Origin of the sequence: Enterobacter cloacae complex sp. GYL001 (assembly GCF_049237125.1) — a bacterium.
Classification (GTDB): domain Bacteria; phylum Pseudomonadota; class Gammaproteobacteria; order Enterobacterales; family Enterobacteriaceae; genus Enterobacter; species Enterobacter hormaechei_C.
The window spans coordinates 14,080-26,284 of the sequence record NZ_JBMKGW010000026.1; the positions used below are offsets into that span (position 1 = coordinate 14,080).

At 51.2% G+C, this 12,205-nt stretch carries 17 protein-coding genes; 11 read left to right on the plus strand and 6 right to left on the minus strand.

Going from position 1 to position 12,205, the window contains the following annotated elements:
• Positions 1-22 precede the first annotated feature (22 nt).
• From ACOTWU_RS23885 to ACOTWU_RS23905, 5 genes are all read left to right on the plus strand, one after another.
• On the plus strand, positions 23-1,012 hold the full coding sequence (locus ACOTWU_RS23885) for a DNA-directed RNA polymerase subunit alpha (protein WP_002919219.1): 990 nt from the start codon (positions 23-25) through the stop codon (positions 1,010-1,012).
• Positions 1,013-1,052: 40 nt separating this feature from the next.
• On the plus strand, positions 1,053-1,436 hold the full coding sequence (gene rplQ / locus ACOTWU_RS23890; RefSeq protein WP_001216368.1) for a 50S ribosomal protein L17: 384 nt from the start codon (positions 1,053-1,055) through the stop codon (positions 1,434-1,436).
• 107 nt (positions 1,437-1,543) lie between these two features.
• Positions 1,544-1,912, plus strand: a complete 369-nt coding sequence (locus tag ACOTWU_RS23895; RefSeq protein WP_023295520.1) for a DUF1992 domain-containing protein — start codon at positions 1,544-1,546, stop codon at positions 1,910-1,912.
• A 2-nt stretch (positions 1,913-1,914) separates the two neighbouring features.
• Complete coding sequence (gene zntR, locus ACOTWU_RS23900) at positions 1,915-2,340, plus strand: Zn(2+)-responsive transcriptional regulator (protein WP_003863328.1); 426 nt, start codon at positions 1,915-1,917, stop codon at positions 2,338-2,340.
• 57 nt (positions 2,341-2,397) lie between these two features.
• Complete coding sequence (locus ACOTWU_RS23905; protein ID WP_017383729.1) at positions 2,398-2,613, plus strand: alternative ribosome-rescue factor A; 216 nt, start codon at positions 2,398-2,400, stop codon at positions 2,611-2,613.
• On the opposite strand, the gene mscL is transcribed toward ACOTWU_RS23905, so the two are convergent.
• The 5 genes from mscL to def all read right to left on the minus strand — a co-directional run bounded on the left by mscL (position 2,614) and on the right by def (position 7,393).
• Positions 2,614-3,027 carry a large-conductance mechanosensitive channel protein MscL gene (gene mscL / locus ACOTWU_RS23910; protein ID WP_003863335.1) on the minus strand — a complete coding sequence of 138 codons (414 nt, stop codon included), beginning with the start codon at positions 3,025-3,027 and terminating at the stop codon, positions 2,614-2,616.
• A 146-nt stretch (positions 3,028-3,173) separates the two neighbouring features.
• Entirely contained in the window at positions 3,174-4,550 is a 1,377-nt protein-coding gene (trkA, locus tag ACOTWU_RS23915; RefSeq protein WP_003863337.1) for a Trk system potassium transporter TrkA, read from the minus strand.
• Between the two features lie 22 nt (positions 4,551-4,572).
• Positions 4,573-5,859, minus strand: coding sequence for a 16S rRNA (cytosine(967)-C(5))-methyltransferase RsmB (gene rsmB / locus ACOTWU_RS23920; RefSeq protein ID WP_026080642.1), 1,287 nt, complete (start codon positions 5,857-5,859; stop codon positions 4,573-4,575).
• A 52-nt stretch (positions 5,860-5,911) separates the two neighbouring features.
• Positions 5,912-6,859: a methionyl-tRNA formyltransferase gene (gene fmt, locus ACOTWU_RS23925; RefSeq protein WP_126499346.1), complete on the minus strand. Its 948-nt coding sequence runs from the start codon at positions 6,857-6,859 to the stop codon at positions 5,912-5,914.
• A 24-nt stretch (positions 6,860-6,883) separates the two neighbouring features.
• Positions 6,884-7,393: a peptide deformylase gene (gene def / locus ACOTWU_RS23930; protein ID WP_015571402.1), complete on the minus strand. Its 510-nt coding sequence runs from the start codon at positions 7,391-7,393 to the stop codon at positions 6,884-6,886.
• 127 nt (positions 7,394-7,520) lie between these two features.
• Here def and dprA point away from each other — a divergent pair, with 127 nt between their 5' ends.
• Genes dprA through ACOTWU_RS23960 form a run of 6 tightly spaced genes read left to right on the plus strand, consistent with a single transcriptional unit; the run spans position 7,521 to position 11,304 of the window.
• A complete protein-coding gene (gene dprA / locus ACOTWU_RS23935; protein ID WP_032649694.1) occupies positions 7,521-8,645 on the plus strand; it encodes a DNA-protecting protein DprA in 1,125 nt (374 codons plus the stop codon).
• Positions 8,617-9,090, plus strand: coding sequence for a DUF494 family protein Smg (gene smg, locus ACOTWU_RS23940; protein WP_000460665.1), 474 nt, complete (start codon positions 8,617-8,619; stop codon positions 9,088-9,090). The genes dprA and smg overlap by 29 nt, the downstream gene beginning before the upstream one ends.
• A 26-nt stretch (positions 9,091-9,116) precedes the next feature.
• Positions 9,117-9,671 carry a type I DNA topoisomerase gene (locus ACOTWU_RS23945; RefSeq protein WP_017383725.1) on the plus strand — a complete coding sequence of 185 codons (555 nt, stop codon included), beginning with the start codon at positions 9,117-9,119 and terminating at the stop codon, positions 9,669-9,671.
• Positions 9,664-10,236 (plus strand): L-threonylcarbamoyladenylate synthase type 1 TsaC, encoded by a 573-nt coding sequence (tsaC, locus tag ACOTWU_RS23950; protein ID WP_017693886.1) that lies wholly within the window; start codon positions 9,664-9,666, stop codon positions 10,234-10,236. Before ACOTWU_RS23945 ends, tsaC begins: the two co-directional genes overlap by 8 nt.
• A gap of 4 nt (positions 10,237-10,240) precedes the next feature.
• Positions 10,241-11,059, plus strand: coding sequence for a shikimate dehydrogenase (aroE, locus tag ACOTWU_RS23955; RefSeq protein ID WP_126499344.1), 819 nt, complete (start codon positions 10,241-10,243; stop codon positions 11,057-11,059).
• Positions 11,056-11,304 carry a DUF1488 domain-containing protein gene (locus ACOTWU_RS23960; RefSeq protein ID WP_015571398.1) on the plus strand — a complete coding sequence of 83 codons (249 nt, stop codon included), beginning with the start codon at positions 11,056-11,058 and terminating at the stop codon, positions 11,302-11,304. Before aroE ends, ACOTWU_RS23960 begins: the two co-directional genes overlap by 4 nt.
• On the opposite strand, the gene ACOTWU_RS23965 is transcribed toward ACOTWU_RS23960, so the two are convergent.
• The gene (locus tag ACOTWU_RS23965; RefSeq protein WP_003863357.1) at positions 11,280-11,834 is read right to left on the minus strand and encodes a gamma carbonic anhydrase family protein; all 555 of its coding nucleotides are present in this window, start codon (positions 11,832-11,834) and stop codon (positions 11,280-11,282) included. The two genes, ACOTWU_RS23960 and ACOTWU_RS23965, sit on opposite strands and share 25 nt — an antisense overlap.
• Between the last annotated feature and the right edge of the window lie 371 nt (positions 11,835-12,205).

Sequence of the window (12,205 nt, forward strand, 5' to 3'; positions counted from 1 at the left end):
TTAGTACCAAAGAGAGGACACAATGCAGGGTTCTGTGACAGAGTTTCTAAAACCGCGCCTGGTAGATATCGAGCAAGTGAGTTCGACGCACGCCAAGGTGACCCTTGAGCCTTTAGAGCGTGGCTTTGGCCATACTCTGGGTAACGCACTGCGCCGTATTCTGCTCTCATCGATGCCGGGTTGCGCGGTGACCGAGGTTGAGATTGATGGTGTACTTCATGAGTACAGCACCAAAGAAGGCGTTCAGGAAGATATCCTTGAAATCCTGCTCAACCTGAAAGGGCTGGCGGTGAGAGTTCAGGGTAAAGATGAAGTTATTCTTACTCTGAATAAATCTGGCATTGGCCCTGTGACTGCAGCCGACATCACCCACGACGGTGATGTTGAAATCGTCAAGCCGCAGCACGTGATCTGCCACCTGACCGATGAGAACGCAGCTATTAGCATGCGTATCAAAGTTCAGCGCGGTCGTGGTTATGTGCCGGCTTCTGCCCGAATTCATTCGGAAGAAGATGAGCGCCCAATCGGCCGTCTGCTGGTCGACGCATGTTACAGCCCTGTAGAGCGTATTGCCTACAATGTTGAAGCAGCGCGTGTAGAACAGCGTACCGACCTGGACAAGCTGGTCATCGAAATGGAAACCAATGGCACAATCGATCCTGAAGAGGCGATTCGTCGTGCGGCAACCATCCTGGCAGAACAACTGGAAGCTTTTGTTGACTTACGTGATGTACGTCAGCCGGAAGTGAAAGAAGAGAAACCAGAATTCGATCCGATCCTGCTGCGCCCTGTTGACGATCTGGAATTGACTGTCCGCTCTGCTAACTGCCTCAAGGCAGAAGCTATCCACTATATCGGTGATCTGGTACAGCGTACCGAGGTTGAGTTGCTGAAAACGCCGAACCTGGGTAAAAAATCTCTTACCGAGATTAAAGACGTGCTGGCTTCACGTGGTCTGTCTCTGGGCATGCGCCTGGAAAACTGGCCACCAGCAAGCATTGCTGACGAGTAACCGGATCACAGGTTAAGGTTTTACTGAGAAGGATAAGGTCATGCGCCATCGTAAGAGTGGTCGTCAACTGAACCGCAACAGCAGCCATCGCCAGGCTATGTTCCGCAACATGGCAGGTTCACTGGTTCGTCATGAAATCATCAAGACGACCCTGCCTAAAGCGAAAGAGCTGCGTCGCGTAGTTGAGCCGCTGATTACTCTTGCCAAGACTGACAGCGTTGCTAATCGTCGTCTGGCATTCGCCCGTACTCGTGATAACGAGATCGTGGCAAAACTGTTTAACGAACTGGGCCCGCGTTTCGCGAGCCGTGCCGGTGGTTACACTCGCATTCTGAAGTGTGGCTTCCGTGCAGGCGACAACGCGCCGATGGCTTACATCGAGCTGGTTGATCGTTCAGAGAAAGCAGAAGCTGCTGCAGAGTAATCTGTAGTAACGTAAAAAAACCCGCCTCGGCGGGTTTTTTTATATCCGCAGAATCTCCACTTATCTACAATGTCTGTATCTTTTCTGCTCACCCCCTGGAGTTTATTATGTGGTTGCTCGATCAGTGGGCTGAACGCCATATTTGCGATGCCCAAAACAAAGGCGAGTTCGAAAATCTTCCCGGTAGCGGTGAGCCGCTGATTCTGGACGATGATTCACATATTCCCCCTGAATTACGGGCCGGTTATCGCTTACTGAAAAACGCAGGTTGTTTACCGCCTGAACTTCAGCAACGCAATGAAGCCGTCGAGCTTGCCGATCTGCTTAAAGGCATTCATAAGAATGACCCGCGGTACTCCGAAATCAGTCGTCGGTTGGCGCTCATCGAGCTAAAACTGCGCCAGACGGGAATGAATACTGACTTTTTGCATGGTGAGTACAGTGAAAGGTTAATGCAAAAAATAAACGAGGAGTAGCCATGTACCGCATAGGTGAACTTGCGAAGCTTGCTAACGTAACGCCGGATACTATCCGCTACTACGAAAAGCAGCAGATGATCGATCATGAGGTCAGAACGGAAGGTGGATTTCGCCTTTATACGGATAACGACCTGCAACGCCTTCGTTTTATCCGCTATGCACGGCAACTCGGCTTCACGCTGGAGTCGATCCGTGAACTGCTGTCGATCCGTATCGATCCTGAACATCATACGTGTCAGGAATCTAAAAGCATCGTTCAGGCCCGGCTGGATGAAGTTGAAGGACGCATTCAGGAGCTGCAAGCCATGCAGCGATCTCTGCAAAGGTTAAATGACGCGTGCTGCGGTACCGCTCATAGCAGTGTTTATTGCTCAATACTGGAAGCTCTTGAACAGGGCGCCAGTAGTGAAACTCAGGGTTGTTGATTTTTTATCAGCCAGGGACTAGACTCCCGCCGACATTAACTATGCTCAGGAGAAATGATGAGCCGCTATCAGCATACGAAGGGACAAATTAAGGATAACGCCATTGAGGCATTGCTTCACGACCCGCTTTTCAGACAGCGTGTTGAGAAGAACAAGAAAGGAAAAGGGAGTTATTTACGTAAAGGTAAACATGCACAACGGGGTAACTGGGAGGCCAGTGGCAAGCAAGCTAATCGCTTTTTTACCACTGGCCTTTCTGTTTCTGTCGCCTGATTAAACGCGGTTGTTCTGCTCTTTTAACAGATCGCGAATTTCAGTCAGTAAGACTTCTTCTTTAGTTGGTGCTGGCGGGGCAGCGGCCGGTTCTTCTTTTTTACGGTTAAGTCTGTTGATAAGTTTGATCGCCATGAAAATGGCAAATGCCACGATTACGAAATCAAATACGTTCTGAATGAATACGCCATAGTGCATTACAACCGCAGGGATATCGCCCTGAGCCTCCCGAAGGGTGAAGGCGAACTGTTTGAAATCAATGCCTCCAATCAACAGTCCTAACGGCGGCATAATAATGTCGGCGACTAATGATGAAACGATCTTACCGAACGCCGCACCAATAATGACACCCACAGCCAAATCCACCACATTCCCGCGCATCGCAAATTCGCGAAACTCTTTAATAAAACTCATTATGTTCTCCTTGTGCCAGCTGACGCCTATAAGTTTAACAAATGATTAGCTAATTGCCATTGGGGATAAATAATCGTTATGAAAAATAAAAGGCATGAAAATTAGAAGGTTAATATTTGGGTGCTCTCGTCTGAGCACCCAAATCATTACAGGAAGAACGGGCTTGGCTGGAATAAACGCTCGACGTCGGTAATAAATTTTTTATCGGTCAGGAACATAATAACGTGGTCACCCTGCTCAATACGTAAATTATCATTGGCGATCATGACATCGTTACCTCGTACTACGGCGCCGATAATGGTGCCTGGTGGAAGTTTAATTTCGTCGATCGCGCGACCAACAACGCGCGACGTCGTTTCATCCCCATGAGCGACGGCTTCAATGGCTTCAGCAACACCACGACGAAGAGACGACACGCCGACAATATCCGCTTTACGTACATGGCTTAGCAGGGCAGAAATGGTGGCTTGCTGAGGTGAAATAGCAATATCAATTACGCTACCCTGTACCAGGTCGACATAAGCCTTACGCTGGATAAGCACCATTACTTTTTTCGCCCCCATACGTTTAGCGAGCATGGCGGACATAATATTCGCTTCGTCGTCGTTGGTGACGGCAATAAAAAGATCAACCTGATCGATATGCTCTTCGGCCAGCAATTCCTGATCCGAAGCATCGCCATAAAACACGATAGTATTCTGAAGCTTTTCAGCCAGCTCCGACGCGCGCTGTTGATCTCGTTCGATCAGCTTCACGCTGTAGTCTTTTTCCAGCCGTCTCGCCAGACCTGCGCCAATATTACCGCCGCCAACCAGCATAATACGTTTATACGGTTTTTCGAGACGCTGAAGTTCACTCATCACCGCACGGATATGCTGAGAAGCCGCAATAAAGAAGACTTCATCCCCGGCTTCGACAATGGTGGACCCTTGCGGACGAATAGGTCTGTCGTGACGGAAAATCGCCGCAACACGCGTATCGATATGTGGCATATGCTCGCGCATTGTCGACAGGGCATTACCAATCAGCGGGCCGCCGTAGTACGCCTTCACGACCGCCAGGCTTACTTTTCCTTCCGCAAAGTTCACAACCTGCAACGCGCCCGGGTACTCAATCAGACGATAAATACTGTCGATAACCAGCTGTTCAGGGGCAATAAGATGGTCGATAGGTACTGCTTCGGAATTAAACAGCTTTTCCGCATCCCGGACATAGTCCGGGGAGCGAATGCGGGCGATGCGGTTCGGTGTGTTGAAAAGCGAGTAGGCCACCTGACATGCAACCATGTTGGTTTCATCTGAACTGGTTACTGCAACCAGCATGTCGGCATCGTCTGCGCCCGCCTCCCGAAGCACACGTGGGTGAGAGCCGTGCCCCTGTACAACACGAAGATCAAACTTGTCCTGCAAAACGCGCAGGCGATCGCCATTGGTATCCACAATGGTGATATCGTTGTTTTCGCCCACGAGATTTTCCGCCAGCGTTCCGCCAACTTGCCCTGCGCCCAGAATGATAATTTTCATCTTTCGTGACCTGTTCTCAACATCACTCTTTGATTAGCTTAGCGTAAAAGAAACCATCACCCTCTTCTGCGCCCGGCAGGTTTTGCAGACCCGGGTGCTCAGGTGTTCCCGTATCATGCAGCGTAGCGTCCGGGGTGCGTTTCAGGAAAGCCGCAATTTGCTGACTGTTCTCTTCCGGAAGAACAGAGCAGGTTGCATACACCAGGGTTCCGCCGGGTTTGAGATGCGGCCAGATGGCATCCAGAATTTCGGATTGCAACTGGGCAAGCTCCTTGATATCACGATCGCGACGCAGCCATTTGATATCGGGATGACGACGAATCACGCCAGTTGCTGAGCAAGGGGCGTCCAGCAAAATACGATCGAACCTGGTATCACCACACCAGTCTGCGGGTTTACGTCCATCGCCTTGCTTAACCTGAGCTTTCATACCCAGACGCTTGAGGTTGTCATAGACGCGTGAAAGACGCTGCTCATCAACATCCACGGCCATCACGCTGGCCTGCGGCGCCACTTCCAGAATATGCGTTGTTTTCCCCCCTGGCGCTGCACAGAGATCAAGGATCTGCTCCCCGTCTTTCGGTTCAAGCCAGGTCATGCAGCCCTGAGCGGATGCGTCCTGTACCGTTACCCAGCCCTCTTCAAAACCGGGTAATGCATGTACCGGTGCAGGGGAGGCTAAACGAACCGCATCAGGATAAGCAGCGTGTGTGAAGCCGCTCATTCCGGCCTCTTCCAGCAGGGCCAGCCATGCGTCGCGGGTATGATGGTTACGATTGACGCGTAACCACATCGGCGGACGTTGGTTATTGGCATCCACAATGTCTTGCCATTGCTGTGGGTAGGCTTTTTTAAGGCGATTCAGCAGCCATTCAGGGTGCAGGAAGCGCGCTTCGCTTTGCGCAAATTCTGCCAGCAGTTCGTCCTGCTGACGCTGGAACTGACGCAGCACGCCATTAATCAATCCTTTCAGCTGGGGACGTTTAATCGCAACGGCACCCTCCACTGTCTCAGCCAGCGCAGCATGAGGTGGAATGCGGGTATGAAGCAGCTGGTAGAAACCGACCATGATCAAATAATGCACGGTACGCTGCTTGCCGCTCATTGGGCGTGACATCAGCTTATTAATTAACCATTCAAGCTGAGAGAGGGTGCGCAGCACGCCAAAGCACAGCTCCTGAAGCAGTGCTTTGTCTTTATCGGAAACCTTTTGTTGCAGTGGAGGCAGGACATTACTCAGTGACTGGCCCTGCTCGATAACCTGCTCAACGGCCTGAGCCGCCATAGTGCGTAGATTTTGTCTTTTCATAACCGTAAAAATAAAAATGCCCGGAAACACCGGGCCTTAAGAGTAAATTTGTTCAGGCAAGGCGATTGCCAGGGATGAACCATTCACGACGGGAATTTAATAGATCCTGCACGCTCATTGCCTTTTTACCGGCCGGTTGCAGCGATTCAAGATTCAGGATCCCTTCTCCGGTCGCAACCTGGATACCGTTTTTGCTGGCGTCGATAATCGTACCGGGCTCTGCCGAAGTATTGCCGTTAATAACTGAAGCTTTCCAGACTTTCACTGGCTGCTCATCAATCATCAACCAGCTCATCGGCCATGGATTAAAGGCGCGGATACAGCGTTCGAGTTGAGCTGCTGACAGGGACCAGTCGATCCGGGCTTCTTCTTTACTCAGTTTTTCAGCATAGGTCACCTGTGCCTCATCCTGCACTTCAGGTGTCGCTGTATTGTCAGCAAGCTGTTGCAACGTCTCAATCAGCCCCTGCGGACCGAGATCCGCCAGCTTGTCATACAGCGTGGCGCTGGTATCTTCTGCGGTAATGGGACACGCCAGTTTATACAGCATGTCGCCCGTGTCTAAACCTACGTCCATCTTCATGATTGTCACGCCAGTTTCAGCATCGCCTGCCCACAGAGCGCGCTGAATAGGGGCTGCACCACGCCAGCGTGGGAGCAAGGAACCATGAACGTTAACACAGCCCAGGCGGGGCATATCGAGTACCGCTTTCGGCAGAATGAGGCCGTAAGCCACAACTACCATCACGTCAGCGTTCAGGTCTGCCACTAACTGCTGGTTTTCCTGAGGTCGTAATGATGCAGGCTGGAAAACCGGCAAACCATGCGTTTCTGCCAGCACTTTAACCGGGCCAGGCATCAATTTTTTACCGCGGCCAGCCGGACGATCAGGCTGAGTAAATACGCCAACAATCTGATGACCAGACGATAGCAGCGCGCCGAGATGACGCGCCGCAAAATCAGGGGTACCCGCGAAGATTATACGTAGTGATGTAGACACGTTATTCCTTGTATCCGGGGGGCGTTATGCGCGAGAACGTAAACGATCCAGTTTCTCAACTTTCTGACGAATACGCTGTTGCTTCAGCGGTGAGAGGTAATCGATAAACAGCTTACCGACCAGGTGATCCATCTCATGCTGAATGCAAATCGCCAGCAGATCGTCGGCTTCCAGCTCAAACGGATTGCCGTCACGATCCAGTGCGCGGATTTTAACTTTTTCGGCACGTGGCACCAAAGCGCGCTGTTCAGGGATAGACAGACAGCCTTCCTCAATACCTGTTTCGCCGCTTTTTTCCAGCATCTCAGGGTTGATCAGCACCAGGCGCTCATCACGATTTTCAGAAACGTCGATCACAATAATACGTTTGTGAATGTCTACCTGGGTCGCGGCAAGGCCAATGCCTTCTTCAGCGTACATGGTATCGAACATATCATCGACGATACGCTGAATTTCTGCATTCACTTCTTTAACCGGTTCCGCGACGATGCGAAGGCGCTCGTCAGGAATATGTAACACTTGCAAAACTGCCATAAATTTCCAGAGTCGTGTTCAGGAGTTGATAAGAATATTACTTCTATTCTAGACAAATCCCCGGTCGATTGACAGCATCAGTGACCAATCGCAAAGATTGCTGAGGCTGCTTATGGCAGGGAAAAGGATGACGTCCACAGAGATATGGTTACGGCTTATAAACATCGGGTCGTTATACGGTGACGCGATGCTGGAGATTGCGCAGAGGCTGCTTCGCCAGGCAACCGTCGATGCTGAAGCTGTCAACGCGTCAGGGCTTTTGCCCAAACATGCCGTAAAGTTTTTTTCGTTCAGTGAGAGTGAGCTTGAACGTAGTCTGGAATGGCTGGAACACACCGACAACCACCTTCTCACAGCGGATGATCCTCGCTTTCCGCCATTGTTACGTTCTATACCTGATTTTCCCGGGGCGCTATTTGTGCGAGGCCGCGTTGACGTGCTTAATAGCATGCAGCTTGCGGTTGTGGGCAGCCGTGCGCCCTCGTGGTATGGCGAGCGGTGGGGGAAAATGCTGAGTGAACAGCTATCCCAATGTGGCTTTACGATCACTAGTGGCCTGGCTTGCGGCATCGATGGTGTGGCACATCATGCGGCGTTGTCAGCAAAAGGGCGAAGTGTCGCCGTGCTTGGCAATGGTCTTTTTAGTCTCTATCCGCGTCGTCATCACATTCTGGCTGAGCAACTTATCGCTTCAGAGGGGGCGATAGTATCTGAGTTTTCACTTTCGACATCGCCCAGACCGGGTAACTTTCCACGGCGTAACCGGATCATCAGTGGGTTAAGCCAGGGCGTGCTGGTGGTCGAAGCTGCGATTCGGAGTGGATCGCTGGTTACCGCAAGGTGCGCACTGGAGCAGGGGCGTGAAGTTTTTGCGCTACCCGGCCCGTTGGGGAACCCTGGCTGCGAAGGCCCTCACTGGCTGATAAAACAGGGGGCGACGCTGGTGACCTGTAAAGAGGATATCCTGGAAAATTTGCAATATGGATTGCATTGGTTGCAGGATGATCTCCAAAAGCGACATATTTCATCGGATCAGGAGGCAGTAGCATTGCCATTTCCCAAGCTCCTGGCTAACGTAGGAGATGAGGTAACACCTGTTGACGTTGTCGCTGAACGTGCCGGCCAACCTGTGCCAGTAACGGTAGCACAGCTACTCGAACTGGAGTTAGCAGGGTGGATCGCAGCTGTACCCGGCGGCTATGTCCGATTAAGGAGGGCATGCCATGTTCGACGTACTGATGTATTTGTTTGAGACTTACATCCACAACGAAGCAGAAATGCAGGTGGATCAGGACAAATTAACACGGGATCTGACCGACGCAGGTTTTGAGCGGGAAGATATTTATAATGCGTTGATGTGGCTGGATAAGTTGGCTGATTATCAGGACGGCCTCGCCGAACCGATGCAGCTTGCTTCTGACCCATTGTCTGTGCGCATCTATACAGCTGAAGAGTGTGAAAGGCTGGATGCCAGCTGCCGGGGATTCATTTTATTCCTCGAGCAGATTCAGGTGCTAAACCTCGAAACGAGAGAGATGGTGATAGAGCGCGTCATGGCGCTGGATACTGCTGAATTTGAACTGGAAGATCTCAAATGGGTGATCCTGATGGTTCTGTTCAACATCCCAGGCTGTGAAAATGCCTATCAGCAAATGGAAGAATTACTCTTTGAAGTGAATGAAGGTATGCTGCATTAATTCTATGTGCAGCAACAAGAGTTGTTATGGCCAAATCAGCACTCTTCACGGTGCATAAAAACGAGCCCTGCCCACAGTGTGGGGCTGAACTTGTTATTCGGTCCGGGAAACACGGTCCGTTTCTCGGTTGTTCACACTATCCGGAATGTGATTATGTCCGTCCCCTGAAAAGCCAGGCGGACGGACATATCGTCAAAATTCTGGAGGGACAGCTTTGTCCACTCTGTGGCGGCGAACTGGCGCTGCGGCAGGGGCGGTTCGGGATGTTTATTGGATGCAGCCGCTATCCGGAATGTGAACATACGGAACAAATTGATAAACCAGATGAAACGGCAATTGCCTGCCCTCAGTGCCAGCGTGGTCAATTGGTGCAGCGCCGCTCTCGTTATGGCAAGACCTTCCATTCGTGCGATCGCTATCCTGAATGCCAGTTCGTTATCAATTTCAAACCAGTAGCGGGCGTCTGCCCTCATTGCGATTATCCGTTACTTATAGAAAAGAAAACCGCGCAAGGCTTGAAACGCTTTTGCGCCAGTAAACAATGTGGAAAGCCGGTTTCGGCGGATCAAATCAGTGAATAATAACCTGCCATCAGGCTCCATCGCGCAGGCGGTGGACATCCTGAAAAAAGAAGAAGTCATCGCCTATCCAACAGAAGCCGTTTTCGGGGTCGGGTGCGATCCTGACAGCGAAGTCGCCGTTAACCGTCTGCTGGCGCTAAAACAGCGGCCTGTCGAAAAAGGATTGATTTTGATCGCTGCGAACTACGAGCAGCTTAAGCCTTATATTGATGATTCCATGCTGACGCCTGCACAGCGGGAAACCATTTTCTCTGTGTGGCCTGGTCCCGTTACGTTTGTCTTTCCTGCACAACCGACAACGCCGCGCTGGTTAACCGGGCGTTTCGATTCACTCGCGGTACGCGTTACCGACCATCCCTTGGTGGTGGAGTTATGCCAGGCATTTGGTAAACCCCTGGTTTCAACCAGCGCCAACCTGACCGGGCTTCCCCCTTGTCGGACAACAGAAGAAGTTCTGGCGCAGTTCGGGAATGATTTCCCTGTAGCCGTGGGTGAAACCGGGGGGCGTCTTAACCCGTCAGAAATTCGCGATGCCTTGACCGGCGAACGTTTTCGCCAGGGATAATGTTATGGAAACCTATGCTGTTTTTGGTAACCCGATCGCGCACAGTAAGTCGCCTCTGATCCATCAGCTGTTTGCAGAGCAATTGCAGATAGATCACCCGTATGGTCGGGTTCTTGCGCCTGTTGATGCATTTATACCGACGCTGAATAGCTTTTTTGATGCGGGTGGTAAAGGTGCGAACGTCACGGTGCCTTTTAAAGAAGAGGCTTTCGGGCGCGCGGATGAGCTGACCGAGCGTGCCTCGCTCGCTGGTGCCGTCAATACTCTTAAGCGGCTCGAAGATGGTCGCCTTCTGGGCGATAACACCGATGGCATAGGTTTACTCAGCGATCTGGAACGACTGTCGTTTATTAAACCAGGCTTTCGGATCCTGCTGATCGGCGCGGGTGGCGCGTCGCGCGGCGTATTGCTTCCTCTTCTTTCGCTGGATTGTGCGGTGACAATCACCAACCGTACCTTCTCCAGAGCAGAAGAGCTGGCGGCGTTGTTCGCACACACAGGCAGCGTAACTGCGGTAGCACTTGACGATCTCGCGGGTCACGAATTTGATCTTGTAATTAATGCCACCTCAAGCGGTATTAATGGAGAGATCCCGGCGATTCCTGCATCCCTGGTTCATTCCCACATCTACGCCTATGACATGTTTTATCAAAAAGGGAAAACGCCCTTTCTGACCTGGTGTGAACAACAGGGGGCAAAACACGTGGCTGATGGTCTGGGCATGCTGGTGGGGCAGGCGGCTCATGCGGTGCTACTCTGGCATGGCGTGTTACCTGTTGTAGAACCGGTGATCGAAAAGCTGAAACAGGAACTGATGGCATGAATCAGGCGATTCATTTTCCCGACAGAGAAATCTGGGATGAAAATAAGCAAGCGGTTTGTTTCCCGGTGCTGGTGCATGGAATGCAGCTCACCTGTGCGATTAAAGGGGAGACGTTGCATCAGCGCTTTGGTGGTTCAGATCCGTTAGCGGTCTTTTGCGAAAATCGCTGGGATCTGGAAGAGGAAGCCAGCGATTTGATCCGCGATCAGCAGGAAGACGATCAGGGTTGGGTCTGGTTATCCTGATCCAGATAGTCATTCTTCCATTTAACGTAATTGTTCGCTGAGTATTTCAATCCTTCGATCTCCGCCTCTTTTAGGGGGCGGATCTGTTTAACCGGACTGCCTAAATAGAGATAGCCACTTTCCAGACGTTTGTTTTGCGGAACAAGGCTTCCTGCGCCAATCATTACGTCATCTTCTACTATGACGCCATCCAGCAAAATCGATCCCATCCCAACGAGAACCCTGTTACCGATTGTGCAGCCGTGGAGCATCACTTTATGACCGACGGTGACATCTTCCCCAATGATGAGCGGATTGCCCTCAGGGTTATAAGATGACTTATGAGTCACATGCAGCACGCTGCCGTCCTGAATATTGGTGCGTGCACCGATTGCAACGTAGTTAACATCGCCCCGGATCGCGACGAGTGGCCAGATGCTGACATCATCGGCCATGCGAACATCACCAATGACCACGCTGCTGGCATCGATCATCACGCGATCGCCTTTTTGGGGGAACAGATCTTTATAAGGACGTAATACTGCAAACATATCTACCTCGATACAGATGAGCGCTATTAAAGAAGACTTTGATCGTATTCCTGGATCGAGGCAAGGCAAAATGCGTCAATTTTTAAGCGGATCGGGTGGGTTTTCAGCGAAAAGCACGGAAAATCATCAGTTGGAAAAAAAGATCTAAAAAATACTTGTGCTAAAAACTGGGATCCCTATAATGCGCCTCCATCGACACGGCGGATGTGAATCACTTCACAGACAACCCGGTCGGCTGAAGAGAAAAAATCCTGAAATAACGGGTTGACTCTGAAGGAGGAAAGCGTAATATACGCCACCTCGCGACAGAGCGCTGAAGCGCGTCGCAACTGCTCTTTAACAATTTATCAGACAATCTGTGTGGGCACTCA

What these genes read in the sequence shown, in the direction of transcription:
- zntR (WP_003863328.1), top strand. Translation starts at nt 1,915, where the DNA reads ATGTACCGCATAGGTGAACTTGCGAAGCTTGCTAACGTAACGCCGGAT.
- ACOTWU_RS23960 (WP_015571398.1), top strand. Translation starts at nt 11,056, where the DNA reads ATGAATCAGGCGATTCATTTTCCCGACAGAGAAATCTGGGATGAAAAT.
- dprA (WP_032649694.1), top strand. Translation starts at nt 7,521, where the DNA reads ATGACGTCCACAGAGATATGGTTACGGCTTATAAACATCGGGTCGTTA.
- smg (WP_000460665.1), top strand. Translation starts at nt 8,617, where the DNA reads ATGTTCGACGTACTGATGTATTTGTTTGAGACTTACATCCACAACGAA.
- rsmB (WP_026080642.1), bottom strand. Translation starts at nt 5,859, where the DNA reads ATGAAAAGACAAAATCTACGCACTATGGCGGCTCAGGCCGTTGAGCAG.
- ACOTWU_RS23885 (WP_002919219.1), top strand. Translation starts at nt 23, where the DNA reads ATGCAGGGTTCTGTGACAGAGTTTCTAAAACCGCGCCTGGTAGATATC.
- aroE (WP_126499344.1), top strand. Translation starts at nt 10,241, where the DNA reads ATGGAAACCTATGCTGTTTTTGGTAACCCGATCGCGCACAGTAAGTCG.
- def (WP_015571402.1), bottom strand. Translation starts at nt 7,393, where the DNA reads ATGGCAGTTTTGCAAGTGTTACATATTCCTGACGAGCGCCTTCGCATC.
- mscL (WP_003863335.1), bottom strand. Translation starts at nt 3,027, where the DNA reads ATGAGTTTTATTAAAGAGTTTCGCGAATTTGCGATGCGCGGGAATGTG.
- ACOTWU_RS23905 (WP_017383729.1), top strand. Translation starts at nt 2,398, where the DNA reads ATGAGCCGCTATCAGCATACGAAGGGACAAATTAAGGATAACGCCATT.
- rplQ (WP_001216368.1), top strand. Translation starts at nt 1,053, where the DNA reads ATGCGCCATCGTAAGAGTGGTCGTCAACTGAACCGCAACAGCAGCCAT.
- ACOTWU_RS23895 (WP_023295520.1), top strand. Translation starts at nt 1,544, where the DNA reads ATGTGGTTGCTCGATCAGTGGGCTGAACGCCATATTTGCGATGCCCAA.
- trkA (WP_003863337.1), bottom strand. Translation starts at nt 4,550, where the DNA reads ATGAAAATTATCATTCTGGGCGCAGGGCAAGTTGGCGGAACGCTGGCG.
- ACOTWU_RS23945 (WP_017383725.1), top strand. Translation starts at nt 9,117, where the DNA reads ATGGCCAAATCAGCACTCTTCACGGTGCATAAAAACGAGCCCTGCCCA.
- ACOTWU_RS23965 (WP_003863357.1), bottom strand. Translation starts at nt 11,834, where the DNA reads ATGTTTGCAGTATTACGTCCTTATAAAGATCTGTTCCCCCAAAAAGGC.